The sequence below is a fragment of the Enterobacter sp. HK169 genome (genome assembly GCF_001719105.1).
GTDB classification, from domain to species: Bacteria; Pseudomonadota; Gammaproteobacteria; order Enterobacterales; family Enterobacteriaceae; genus Enterobacter; species Enterobacter asburiae_B.
The window spans coordinates 1,266,687-1,279,999 of record NZ_CP017087.1; the positions used below are offsets into that span (position 1 = coordinate 1,266,687).

Annotated in this window: 9 protein-coding genes; 6 read left to right on the plus strand and 3 right to left on the minus strand. The window is 56.9% G+C overall.

Annotation, left to right across the window (positions count from 1 at the left end; genetic code table 11):
- The first annotated feature begins 54 nt into the window (after positions 1-54).
- Positions 55-1,671: a sensor histidine kinase gene (locus EnteroDNA1_RS06145; protein ID WP_039263791.1), complete on the plus strand. Its 1,617-nt coding sequence runs from the start codon at positions 55-57 to the stop codon at positions 1,669-1,671.
- The gene (gene dcuR / locus EnteroDNA1_RS06150) at positions 1,668-2,387 is read left to right on the plus strand and encodes a two-component system response regulator DcuR (RefSeq protein ID WP_033145914.1); all 720 of its coding nucleotides are present in this window, start codon (positions 1,668-1,670) and stop codon (positions 2,385-2,387) included. The genes EnteroDNA1_RS06145 and dcuR overlap by 4 nt, the downstream gene beginning before the upstream one ends.
- Here dcuR and EnteroDNA1_RS06155 read toward each other — a convergent pair.
- Positions 2,368-3,330: an FAD:protein FMN transferase gene (locus tag EnteroDNA1_RS06155; protein WP_069303033.1), complete on the minus strand. Its 963-nt coding sequence runs from the start codon at positions 3,328-3,330 to the stop codon at positions 2,368-2,370. The two genes, dcuR and EnteroDNA1_RS06155, sit on opposite strands and share 20 nt — an antisense overlap.
- 94 nt (positions 3,331-3,424) lie before the next feature.
- Positions 3,425-6,205 (minus strand): flavocytochrome c, encoded by a 2,781-nt coding sequence (locus EnteroDNA1_RS06160; protein WP_069303034.1) that lies wholly within the window; start codon positions 6,203-6,205, stop codon positions 3,425-3,427.
- Positions 6,206-6,809: 604 nt separating this feature from the next.
- Between EnteroDNA1_RS06160 and EnteroDNA1_RS06165 the strand changes: the two genes are divergently transcribed.
- The 4 genes from EnteroDNA1_RS06165 to EnteroDNA1_RS06180 all read left to right on the plus strand — a co-directional run bounded on the left by EnteroDNA1_RS06165 (position 6,810) and on the right by EnteroDNA1_RS06180 (position 12,404).
- Positions 6,810-8,318: an anion permease gene (locus tag EnteroDNA1_RS06165; protein WP_072196639.1), complete on the plus strand. Its 1,509-nt coding sequence runs from the start codon at positions 6,810-6,812 to the stop codon at positions 8,316-8,318.
- Positions 8,319-8,373: 55 nt separating this feature from the next.
- Entirely contained in the window at positions 8,374-10,023 is a 1,650-nt protein-coding gene (fumA, locus tag EnteroDNA1_RS06170; protein ID WP_064672760.1) for a class I fumarate hydratase FumA, read from the plus strand.
- Positions 10,024-10,305: 282 nt separating this feature from the next.
- Complete coding sequence (locus EnteroDNA1_RS06175; RefSeq protein ID WP_069303035.1) at positions 10,306-11,619, plus strand: MFS transporter; 1,314 nt, start codon at positions 10,306-10,308, stop codon at positions 11,617-11,619.
- A complete protein-coding gene (locus tag EnteroDNA1_RS06180) occupies positions 11,616-12,404 on the plus strand; it encodes a substrate-binding domain-containing protein (RefSeq protein WP_069303036.1) in 789 nt (262 codons plus the stop codon). The genes EnteroDNA1_RS06175 and EnteroDNA1_RS06180 overlap by 4 nt, the downstream gene beginning before the upstream one ends.
- Here EnteroDNA1_RS06180 and EnteroDNA1_RS06185 read toward each other — a convergent pair.
- On the minus strand, positions 12,379-13,278 hold the full coding sequence (locus tag EnteroDNA1_RS06185) for a LysR family transcriptional regulator (protein ID WP_069303037.1): 900 nt from the start codon (positions 13,276-13,278) through the stop codon (positions 12,379-12,381). The genes EnteroDNA1_RS06180 and EnteroDNA1_RS06185 overlap by 26 nt on opposite strands.
- Positions 13,279-13,313 lie beyond the last annotated feature (35 nt).

Below are 13,313 nucleotides of genomic sequence, written 5' to 3' on the forward strand. Positions count from 1 at the left end.
GAAAAGCGCGTCATCGGCGATAATTACCCCTTTCTTAATCATCGCGGAGTGTTGATGAGCGATTTGCAGCCTTTCCTTCCGACGCGCAAGCGCCCCATGAAGCTCAACACCCTGGTCACGCTGATGGTGTGCGCGATTATTGCCTCTGTGCTGCTGGTGGTTTTTGCGCTCTACTCCGTGCAAATCACCCGGGCGACCCGCGATGATGTAAAAGATACGGCTCTGGGTATTGCCAGAACGCTGGCCAACAGCCCGGAGATCCAGCGCGGCCTGATGCAGGCACCGCAGGAGAATATTATTCAGCCCATCGCCCAGGCGGTGACGAAACGAAACGATCTGCTGTTCACCGTGGTCACCGATATGCGCGGGATCCGCTACTCTCACCCGAACGAGGCGCTGCTGGGGCTGCATTTTATCGGTGACGATTTAACTCCCGCGCTTGAAGGCAAAGAGAACGTATCGGTAAACCGGGGTGCGCTCGCCGAAGCGCTTCGCGTCTTCACCCCAGTCTACGACGGCCAGCACGAGCAGATCGGCGTGGTGGCGGTAGGTATCTCCCTGAAAAAGGTTGAAGAGCAGATCGCTCGCGGGCGGCTAAACGCCGTCTGGACAATTTTATTCAGTATTTTTATGAGCTCCATGGCGATTTGGGGTCTGGTGCGGGTCCTGAAACGCATCCTGTTCGGGCTCGAACCTTACGAAATTTCCGCCTTGTTCGAACAGCGTCAGGCGATGCTGCAGTCGCTTCGCGAGGGGGTGCTGGCTGTCGATATTCACGGGCGCGTGACGATGATCAACCAGACCGCCAGAGAAATATTGCTTCTCCCCTCCGGCAAGCAGACCGAAAACGCCAGCGCCCCCCTGCTGGCCAGCCTGCGCGAAGTCTCAAAGACGGGCGTCGCGCGCCAGGATCAGGAGATCAGCTGTAACGGGCGTCTATTGCTGTGCAACATGGTGCCCGTTAAAAGTCAGGATCGGGTAATCGGCGCCATCACCACCTTCCGTGATAAAACGGAAATCAGCCAGTTGATGCAGCGTATTGATGGCATGGTCAACTACGTCGACGCCCTGCGCAGCCACACGCACGAGTTTATGAATAAACTGCATGTGATCCTGGGCCTGCTGCACATGAAGCGCTACGACAAGCTGGAAGAGTACATCATCCAGACGGCACATAATTACCAGACGGATATCGGTACGATACAGAGCAAGGTAAAATCCCCGGTTATTGCCGGGTTCCTGCTGGGTAAAATCAATCGGGCGAAAGAAGCGGGCGTCACCCTGACGCTGGCGGATGAATGCCAGATACCGGATACCGCGAGCGAAGAGCAGGTCGCGGTGCTGATCACCGTGCTGGGTAACCTCATTGAAAACGCGCTCGACGCGATGGAAGGACAGCAGGAAGGTGAGATCGGCCTGCTGCTGCATTATCAGAATGGCTGGCTCAGCTGCGAAGTCAGCGACGATGGCCCCGGCATTGAACCCGCTCAGCTGGAGGCTATTTTTACAAAGGGCTTCTCAACAAAAGGTGAAAACCGCGGCGTTGGGCTGTTCCTTGCTCGCCAGCAAATCCAGAACCTCGGCGGCGATATCACCGTCGAGTCTGAGCCAGGCGTATTTACCCAATTTTTTGTTCACATCCCCTGGGATAGCGAGAGGAATATCGCGTGATAAATGTATTAATTGTCGATGATGACGCCATGGTAGCCGACCTCAACCGTCTGTATGTCAACCGTGTTGATGGTTTTAGCTGCTGCGGCGTCGCCTCCACGCTAAACCAGGCCGAGGCCATCATTAATAACCCCGGGCAGCCTGTCGATCTGGTGCTGCTGGATGTCTATATGCAGCAGGATAACGGGCTGGATCTGCTGCCCGTTATTCGCGCATCCGGTCGCCCAATCGATGTGATTATGATCTCGTCGGCTGCCGACGCCGCCACGATCCAGACCTCCATCCACTACGGCGTGGTGGATTATCTGATCAAGCCGTTCCAGTTCCCACGCTTTGAAGAGGCGCTGAACGGCTGGAAGGCAAAGCACAGCCTGATGGGTTCGCACCAGTATTATGAGCAGGCCGACGTCGACCGGCTGATCCACGGCGGGGCGCCGGAACTGGCGGACAGTAAAAAGCTGCCGAAGGGGTTAACGCCGCAAACGCTGCGCACGATTTGCCAGTGGATTGACGCTCACCCGGAGACGGAATTTTCTACCGATGACCTGGCAAGCGCGGTCAATATCTCCCGCGTATCCTGCCGCAAGTACCTGATTTGGCTCGCACAAATCAACATTCTGTTCACCAGCATTCACTACGGCGCCACCGGCCGTCCGGTGTATCGCTACCGTCTCCAGCCGGAGCAGACCGGCCTGCTCAAGCAATACTGTCAGTAACGCGGTAGTCGTTATCCAGCAGGGTAAAGCGGAAGTGGTGTGCTGAAGAGAACACCACTTCTTTTGTTTTGGTCACAAAGATAGCTTCAATATCGGGGCGCGCGCGCAGGGCGGCACAGCCCTTCTCTACGCCCATACCGTACATCAGCGTGGTCCAGATATCGCCGTCGATGGAGTCCTTCGAAACAATCGTTACGCTGTCCAGCTCGTTGTCCAGCGGATACCCGGTGCGCGGATCGAGAATATGGTGATAGCGCCTGCCGTTTTGCTCAAAGTAGCGCTCGTAGGTTCCCGACGTCACGACGGACAGGTTCTCTACGGTCATCGTGCCGATCAGCGCGTCACCGGCGAACGGTTTTTTCAGCCCCACGCCCCAGCCCCCTTCCGGCGAGCCTAACGTCTGAATGTTTCCGCCGAGGTTGATCAGCCCCAGCTCAGCGCCCTCTTTATGCAGGTAATCACGCACCCTGTCGGCGATATAGCCTTTGGCAATGGCCCCCAGGTCGATCTCCATCCCCGCTCTGGTCAAGAACACGCTGCTGCTGGCCTCATCAAGAAGGACATCTTCAGGACGGGTTATCGCCAGCAGCGACGCGATTTCATCGGCAGGCGGAACGCTGTCCCCCTGAAAGCCAATTTTCCAGCGCTTCACCAGCGGACCTATCGCCAGGTTAAAGGCGCTGTCCCTGAACAGGCTTGCCGCTTTGGCACAGCGGATCAGCTCAAACACCGGCCGGCTGACGGTAACCGGATGCTGGCCAGCCGCATGGTTGATGTCCATCACCTGCGAGCGCGCGCGGTTAACGGTGAGCAGATCTTCGTACTGTTTGATCAGGCGAAACACGCGGGACGCGAGGGCTTCGTCGTGGGAGAAGAGTTTCAGGAGAATGGGTGAGCCCATCAGGACGGCGGAGTAGCTGTAAACGCGATGGCTATCAGGCATGGCTGTATTCCTCAGATGTAGCCCCGGCAGGCACCGCGCCGCCGGGGAAAATGCCGGATAGCGCTGGGCGTATCCGGCCTACAACACAGGGGTCTTACTGCTTTTTCGAACGCATAGCCGCCTGATGTCCTGCAAGCGTACCAAAAATAATGATATCTGCCACTGCGTTACCGCCGATACGGTTACCGCCGTGGATCCCGCCGACCACTTCACCGGCCGCAAACGCCCCTGGCAGCACGTTGTGGTTGCTGTCCAGCACGCAGGTTTCGGTGTTGATGGTCACGCCGCCCATGGTGTGGTGCACGCCCGGTGCAATCTGAATGGCGTAGAACGGCCCTTCGTTGATAGGCGCACGCAGCGCGGTGGTACGGCCAAAATCATCATCGTGCTGTTTTTCAACGAAGCCGTTGTAACGTTCCAGCGTCGCGAGGAAAGCGTGGTGATCCATACCCAGCGCTTCAGCCAGGGCTTTTGGCGAGCTGGCGCTGGTCACGAAACCTTTCGCGATGTACTCATCAGCGGCTTTGTTTTTGGCACGTACGTGCTCGTCAAAGACGATGTATGCGTATTTCTCCGGCAGCGCGATGATTGACGCCGAGACCTTATCGCGGGTCGACATTTCGTTGTAGAAGCGTTCCCCTTTCTGATTGACCAGAATCGCCCCGCCGCCGCGAATGGATTCGGAAATCAGGTACGAGGTTTTCTGCTCTACGGTTGGGTGAATCTGAATTTCGCCCATATCCACGGTACCCGCCCCGATGCGCTCCAGCAGCGCGATGCCGCCGCCGGTTGCCCCTTTGTGGTTGGTGGTGACGAACCCTTCCAGATCAGGACGGTATTTCACCACCATCTGGCTGTTGGCGCTGAAGCCGCCGGTGGCGACAATCACGCTTTTTGTTGCCACGGTGACGGTTTCGTTCTCTTCGGTAGTCAGGCGTACGCCGGTCACTTCACCGTTCTCGAAGATGATGTCGCTGACGGAGGTATCCAGCATCACCTCGATGTTGCGTTTGTTGACGTTACGCACCAGGCCGCTGATCAGATAGCCGCCCACCGCTGAACCGTCTTTTGGACGGTGAGTACGGTCGATGCTCATCCCGCCGGTGGTGGTGATGTCGTTCAGCATGATGCCGCGCGTGGCCAGCCACTCAATTGCCTGCGGCGCGTTCTCGACGAAGCGACGCAGCAGTTCCGGGTTGTTCTTGTTGCCGCCGCCTTTCAGGCTTTCCTGATAGAACAGCTCTTTGCTGTCCTGAATGCCCTTCACGCGCTGGAAGCGGGTTTCGGCGGCATTCATACCGGCAGAGGCTTTAATGGTGTTCCCGCCGATGGTCGGCATTTTCTCGACAATCAGCACGCTCGCGCCTTCGTCGTGAGCCTGGATCGCCGCAGCCAGACCGGCGCCGCCGCTGCCGACAACGACCACGTCCACGCTGCGGGTTTCGTTCGGATCAACGCCCTCTTCCGCGGCCAGCGCTTTGCTGGATTTCAGCATCGCTTTCGAGACCGCTTTCTTCACCGCCTCGCTCTGGCTGGTTGCGCCGGTGATGGCATCCACGTGCGGGGTATTGGCGTCCAGAATGCGGGTACGGATCTCTTCAAAGCTGGTTACAAACTCAACGTCTTCGCTCGGGCCGGAGGCCAGTTCGATGTCCGCAATGCGGTCGGTTTCAAGGCTGACGTTAATCACCAGTTCGTTAGCGTCATCCTGCACCTTCTCAGCAAAGGTACCCGGTTTGAATTTGGATTCGCCCATGCTCATGTCGCGGATCATCGCTTCCACCAGCGAGAAGCGCCACAGCGGTTCAGGAATGCTCAGCTCTTCGCGTTTGGTGCTGTCCATAAACAGCTCCAGGCTTTCCCCGGCCGCGATGCGGTCGGTCCAGTCCGGGTAAGCGATGGTGGCGCGGCCAACGGCAATCAGGTCGTAACCGCGGTCCAGCGCTTCATTCACATCGGAAGCATTCACCACGCCGCCCACGCCCATGACCGGAACCTGCGCCAGCGTTTCAGAACGCATCGCGCAGTATTTTTCGATAAGCGGAGTTGGATCCTGGGTGTCGACAATGGAAGGACGCAGGGTCGCGCCGACGGAGAAGTGCAGATAGTCCACGCCGCGCGCCGCCAGTTTTTCCAGCAGGTACATGGTGTCGTCAAAGCGGATGCCCGGGACTTCCATCTCTTCAGGGGAGAAGCGGTAGCCAATAATAAACGCATCGTCCGCGTACTGGCGCACCATTTTGTGGGTAATGTCCAGCACGGCCAGCGGGAACTTCGCGCGGTTATCGCGGCTGCCGCCCCACTCGTCGTCGCGCTGGTTTGAATTCGGGGAGTAGAACTGCTGAATCAGATAGGTGTTCGCCCCGTGGATTTCCACGCCGTCGAAACCGGCCTGGATGGCGCGGCGCACCGCCTCACCAAACTTGCCGATCATGCCTTCCACTTCTTCAGCGGTCAGAGCAACCGGCGTTGCGGCACCTTCACGCGGCGCGGCTACGGCGCTCGGACCAACCGGGGTACGGCCACCAATCAGTTTTGGGTCGACCATGCGGCCGCCGTGGTAGATCTGCAGCAGCGCCTTCGATCCTTTGGATTTGATGGCCTCCGCGATTTTCGCCAGCCCGGCAATTTTCTCGTCATTATCAATACCGATGGCACCCGGGAAGGCGAGACCGAGATCGTCGACGAAGCAGCATTCCACAATGATGGTGCCAATGCTGCCGGAACGGGCCCGATAGTACTCCACCAGCTCGCTGGTGACGGTGCCGTCAAAATAGCCGGTACAGGTTGTCATAGGGGCCATTAACAAACGGTTTTTCAGTTCAGTGCCATTCGGTAATGTGAAGGGGCTAAGAATGCGTTCGTTAGTGCTCATAATAGAAACTCCAAACTTTTAAAAATTAAGAATTCGTTATCGGATTGATTTTTTATTTCGTCGTTATATGCCGATGTCATGATATTAATATAATGATTTTTTTAGTTTCTAAAGTTATTACGTTAGTTAAAAAACTATTTAATCCCTGCGATAACACAAATAACACATTGGTGTTAGCGATTGTAATTCAGTCATTCACAATAATTTAAAAACCGTTAAAATATGAATGGTAAAACCAATTCACCACAAAACACACAAAACCAATAAAAACAAAATGTTGCAATCACACCAAAATCTATATTGTTAAAGAAATGATAAAAAACACGCAAAAAACAGGCAATAACCACATACGCCAGAGTGGTTATTAATAAAAGCATAAAAATAACGCTGCAATTCTATTTTTTTGATCGCGATCAATAGTTATGGCATTCAAAAGCGCAATATAAAAACATCATCATTTTTTAATTTAACGCACACGAAAACGCGTTAAATCGCTATTACTGAAAATACAGGAAAGCACCTTTAATAACTAAAAAAAGCAAAGAAACTTAAGAAAGTGCTTTTTCAGTGCGACCGAATTTTTGACAACTTAAGACGTGAAACTATGAATACAAAAACTGCTGTAACGCCCCCTGTGGCGAACCAGGCATCAAATGGAAACGCAAAACGATTGCTGATGATGGCGCTACCCGTCATCGTCGCCGTACTGCTGCTGTTTGTTCCCGTTCCTGAAGGCTTGCCGCCTTACGCATGGCACTACTTCGCCATCTTTGTCGGCGTGATCGTCGGTCTGATCTTCGAACCGCTGCCGGGTGCGGTGATCGGCCTGACCGGCGTGGTTGCCATCGCCCTGTGCAGTCAGTGGGTGCTGTTCAGCCCCGATCAGCTGGCTGACCCGAAATTCAAGCTGGCGGGCGCCTCCTTTAAGTGGGCGGTGAGCGGGTTTGGTAACTCTACCGTCTGGCTGATTTTCGGTGCCTTTATGTTCGCCGCTGGCTATGACAAAACCCGCTTCGGCCGCCGTCTGGCGCTGATTCTGGTGAAGTACCTCGGCCGTCGCAGCCTGACGCTCGGTTACGCCATCACGTTTGCTGACCTGCTGCTGGCACCGTTCACCCCGTCCAACACCGCGCGCAGCGGCGGGACCATCTACCCGATTATCGCTAACCTGCCGCCGCTGTACGGTTCAAAACCTAACGACCCAAGCGCGCGTAAGATTGGTTCATACCTGATGTGGGTGGCGATCACCGCAGCCTGTATCACCAGCTCAATGTTCCTCTCCGCCCTCGCGCCAAACCTGCTGGCCCTGGCGCTGGTGAAAAGTACGGTTGGGATTGATATCTCCTGGGGCACCTGGTTCCTCGCCTTCCTGCCGCTGGGTATCCTGCTGATTCTGACCATGCCGCTGCTGGCCTACTGGTTCTACCCACCTGAAGTCAAAGTGAATAACGAAGTGCCGCTGTGGGCGACCCGCGAGCTGGAAAAACTCGGCAAACTGTCCCGCAATGAAATTCTGCTGCTGGTGTTCGTATGCTGCGCGCTGCTGATGTGGATCTTCGCCGCCGCGTGGATTGAGCCTGCCATGGCGGCCCTGCTCATCGTCGGTCTGATGCTGTGGACCGGCGTGCTGGAGTGGAACGATATCACCGGTAACAAGGCCGCATGGAACACCTTCGTCTGGTTCGCCACCCTGGTGGCACTGGCGGATGGCCTCTCCTCTACCGGCTTTATCAGCTGGTTAGGTAAAGAAGGCGGTCTGTTAATGAGCGGTATCTCTCCGGGCGTGGCGACCGTCGTCCTGCTGCTGGCGTTCTACCTGCTGCACTACCTGTTTGCCAGCACCACCGCGCACACCACGGCGCTGCTGCCAGCGATGCTGACCATCGCCTCCACCATCCCGGGCATGAATATGGAAGTGTTCGTTCTGCTGATGGTGACCTCGCTGGGCGTCATGGGGATCATCACCCCGTACGGTACTGGCCCAAGCCCGATTTACTACGGTAGCGGCTACCTGCCAACCAAAGACTACTGGCGCCTCGGCACCATCTTCGGTGCCATCTTCCTGGCGGCCCTGCTGCTGATTGGTTATCCGTGGATGTCCATGATGTTCTGATTCCTGACCGCCGGACTTCTCCTCCGGCGGTTTTATTTTTGTGGAGCAATACGCTATGTCAAACAAACCATTTATCTACCAGAACCCCTTCCCCCTTTCCCATGACGACACCGAATACTACCTGCTGACCAAAGAGCACGTTTCCGTTGCCGAATTCGACGGTCAGGAAGTGCTGAAAGTGGAGCCGGAAGCCCTGACCCTGCTGGCGCAGCAGGCCTTCCACGATGCCGCGTTTATGCTGCGTCCTTCCCACCAGAAGCAGGTTGCCGCCATTCTCAACGACCCGGAAGCCAGCCAGAACGACAAATACGTTGCCCTGCAGTTCCTGCGTAACTCTGAAATTGCCGCAAAAGGCGTGCTGCCAACCTGTCAGGATACCGGCACCGCGATCATCATGGGTAAAAAAGGCCAGCGCGTCTGGACCGGCGGCGGTGACGAAGCGGCGCTGAGCCAGGGCGTGTATAACACCTACATTGAAGATAACCTGCGCTACTCGCAGAATGCGGCGCTGGACATGTATAAAGAGGTAAATACCGGCACCAACCTGCCCGCGCAGATCGATCTCTACAGCGTGGACGGGGACGAATACAAATTCCTGTGCATGGCAAAAGGCGGCGGTTCTGCCAACAAAACCTACCTCTATCAGGAAACCAAAGCGCTGATCACCCCGGCGAAGCTGAAAAACTACCTGGTTGAGAAGATGCGCACCCTGGGCACTGCGGCCTGCCCGCCTTACCATATCGCGTTTGTGATAGGCGGAACGTCAGCGGAAGCCACGCTGAAAACCGTGAAGCTCGCTTCCACGCGCTACTACGACGCGCTGCCGACGGAAGGTAACGAACACGGCCAGGCGTTCCGCGACGTTCAGCTCGAACAGGAACTGCTCCAGGAAGCGCAGAACCTCGGCCTCGGCGCGCAGTTCGGCGGTAAATACTTCGCCCACGATATCCGCGTGATCCGCCTGCCGCGCCACGGCGCCTCCTGCCCAATCGGCATGGGCGTCTCCTGCTCCGCAGACCGCAACATTAAAGCGAAGATCAACCGCGACGGGATTTGGATTGAGAAGCTGGAACACAACCCGGGTCAGTATATTCCTGAATCACTGCGCCAGCAGGGCGAAGGCGACGTGGTGAGCATCAATCTGAACAAGCCGATGAATGAGATCCTGGCGCAGCTTTCCGCGCACCCGGTCTCTACCCGCCTGTCGCTGAACGGGACCATCATCGTGGCGCGCGATATTGCCCACGCGAAGCTGAAAGAGCTGCTCGACAACGGTGAAGAACTGCCGCAGTACGTTAAAGACCATCCGATCTACTACGCAGGACCGGCCAAAACGCCGGAAGGCTACGCCTCTGGCTCACTCGGCCCGACCACGGCTGGCCGTATGGACTCGTATGTGGACTTACTGCAATCCCACGGCGCGAGCATGATCATGCTGGCGAAAGGCAACCGCAGCCAGCAGGTAACCGACGCCTGCCATAAACACGGCGGCTTCTACCTGGGCAGCATTGGCGGCCCGGCGGCGGTGCTGGCGCAAAACAGCATTAAGAGCCTGGAATGCGTCGCGTATCCGGAGCTGGGAATGGAAGCCATCTGGAAAATTGAAGTCGAGAACTTCCCGGCGTTTATCCTGGTGGATGACAAAGGCAACGATTTCTTCCAGCAGATCCAGAACAAACAGTGCGCGGGTTGTTCACAGCGCTAGGTTGAGACAGGCCGGGTGGCGCAACGCTGCCCGGCAGTCGCAGACAGACATGCGCCTGCGTCATGTCACAAAACCGTGATATCAGCCACTTAGCAAAAAGTGGTGAATAAAAAATCAATTAATTGTTAAGTTATTGTTGTCATTAATTGTATTGATCCCGCGAAGGCTATTCATGCAAAACATGCATCAGCCGATGCGGCATTTGCGCTTATCTATTTCCTCATCCTGATCCAGTTTTCAAAAACAGACGCGTAAAACGTCAACAATAAACTGGAGATAACCATGTTTTCCTCAACCTCACATGCAACCGTACGCTCGAAAGCGGGCGCCATACTCCGCGTGACGTCCGGCAACTTTCTTGAGCAGTTCGATTTCTTTCTGTTCGGCTTCTATGCCACCTACATCGCCCATACGTTCTTCCCGGCGAGCAGTGAATTTGCGTCGCTGATGATGACCTTCGCCGTCTTCGGCGCGGGCTTTTTGATGCGTCCAATAGGCGCCATCGTGCTAGGCGCGTATATCGACAAGGTAGGTCGCAGAAAGGGGCTAATCGTCACGCTTTCCATCATGGCGGCGGGGACGTTCCTGATCGTGCTTATCCCCTCTTATCAAAGCATCGGTCTGTGGGCGCCGCTGCTGGTGCTGACGGGCCGTCTGCTGCAGGGCTTTTCCGCCGGTGCGGAGCTTGGAGGCGTCTCGGTTTATCTGGCTGAAATCGCCACGCCGGGCCGCAAAGGGTTTTACACCAGCTGGCAGTCCGGCAGCCAGCAGGTCGCTATTATGGTCGCCGCGGCGATGGGCTTTGCCCTGAATGCCCTGATGGAGGAGAGCGCCATTCGCGAATGGGGCTGGCGCATCCCGTTCCTGTTCGGCTGTTTAATCGTGCCGTTTATCTTTTTCCTGCGCCGCAAGCTGGAGGAGACGGAAGAGTTCAGCGCGCGCCGCCAGCATCTGGAGATTCGTCAGGTCTTTAAAACGCTCCTTGGCAACTGGCAGGTGGTGGTCGCAGGCATGCTGATGGTGGCGATGACCACCACCGCGTTCTACCTGATCACCGTCTACGCCCCCACCTTTGGCAAAAAGGTGCTGATGCTCAGCGCCTCGGACAGCCTGCTGGTCACGCTGCTGGTGGCGATTTCTAACTTCATCTGGCTGCCGGTGGGCGGCGCGCTGTCGGATCGCTTCGGGCGCAAGCCGGTGCTGATTGCCATGGCCCTGCTGGCGCTGGCGACCAGCTACCCTGCCCTGACGCTGCTGGCGAGCGCGCCCAGCTTCTCCATGATGCTGATCGTGCTGCTGTGGCTCTCCTTCCTCTACGGCCTGTACAACGGCGCGATGATCCCGGCCCTGACGGAGATTATGCCTGCTGAAGTGCGCGTGGCGGGGTTCTCTCTGGCTTACAGCCTGGCAACGGCGGTCTTTGGCGGCTTTACCCCGGTCATGTCCACCGCGCTGATTGAATACACCGGTGACAAAGCCTCGCCTGGCTACTGGATGAGTTTCGCCGCCGTGTGCGCCCTGCTGGCCACGCTCTACCTCTACCGCCGCCGCGCGGTATCGCTGCAAAACACCGTCAAGTCACAGGGGGCAGTATGAAACGCACCTATCGCTTTACCGCCAGCGCGCTGGTGCTGACGCTCCTGAGCGTTAATGCCTGTGCCCAGGACGTGAAAGTCATGATTTCAGGCGGCTTCAAGGCCGCCCTGGAAAAGCTGGCCCCGGACTATGAACGCAGGACCGGGGATAAAATCGTGATCATCCCTGGCCCCTCAATGGGCGCTACGCCGCAGGCGATCCCAAACCGACTGGCGCGCGGCGAGAAAGCCGACGTGGTGATTATGGTGGGCGATGCGCTGGAGAAGCTCGAAAAAGCCGGCCAGACCCAGTCGGGTTCGCGAACGGAACTCGCGGACTCCCCCGTTGGCATGGTGGTGAAAAAAGGTGCGGATGTCCCTGATATCAGCAGCGAGGCAGCTTTGCGTAAAACGCTGCTGCAGGCCAGCTCCATCGCCTACTCTGACAGCGCCAGCGGCAGGTACGTCAGCCAGACGTTGTTCAAAAAAATGGGGATCGAAAAAGAAGTGGCGGGTAAAGCGACAATGGTCGAGCGTATCCCGGTCGCCTCAGAAGTGGCGAAAGGAAAATACGCCGTCGGTTTCCAGCAGGTCAGCGAGCTGCTGCCGGTTCAGGGCGTCACCTTTATCGGGAAAATCCCGGATAATCTGCAGTACATCACGCGCTTCGCGGGTGCGGTCACCCGTCACGCAGAACATCCCGCGGAGGGGAAAGCGCTGCTGACCTATCTCGCCTCACCGCCCTCCAGGGCCGTCATCCAGAAGACGGGGATGATCCCCGTTACGGCCGGCGATACTGCTCGGTGATCTGTTTTTCCAGTTCAGCCGCAATATAGGACTGGATGCGCCCCCGGCGCCGGATAAGCCCCACGGTGCGTTTCACTTCCGGCGCCACCAGCGGCAGATGCGTCAGCATCGTGTGCTCTGACGTCGGCATCGACATGGCGGGAACGGCAGCAATGCCGATCCCCGCCTCTACCATACCGAGCATCGTGGTAACGTGGCGCGTTTCGCAGACGCTGGGGCGTTCGGGAACGATATCCCCCAGCATCCGATCGAGCAGGTTACGGTTACCTGACGTTTTATCGAGGGAGATATAATCCTGCTGGTAAAAGGCCTGCCACGTCAGGTGACTCTTCTGCGCCAGGGGGTGATCCTTTCGGCACGCCGCAACATAGACATCCTCCACCAGCGGGCAAAATTCGATGTCAGACGGCAGGTTTCCTGCGAAGCAGATACCAAAATCAGCCTGGCTTCGGGCCACGGCGTCAATCACATTCCCCGCGCTGCTGTCGATGAGCTTAATGCGAACCCGCGGATAGCGAGACTGAAAACGACGGATCACATCGGGCATAAAGTAACAGGCCGCGGAAGGGACCGTGGCAACCGTGATCAGCCCCGTCCGCTCTTCGCTGACCTTATCGACATCCGCCAGCATTGACTCAACGTTGTCGAGCAGCTGCGCGGAGCGTTCAGCAAAGTTTTGCCCGTATAACGTTAAGGCCACGCGGCGGGTGGTACGGTCAAACAGCCGGTTTCCCAGCGCGGCTTCCAGCTTTTCAATCCTGCGGCTCAGCGCCGACTGGGATAAGCAGATAGATTCAGCAGCGACACGGAAGTTACCGTATTCCACTAACGCTCTGAAAGCATAAAGATCGTTAAGGTCAAAATTCACGGGCATGGCGTCTGGATGTCCTGTCAGGGAATACGCAACAA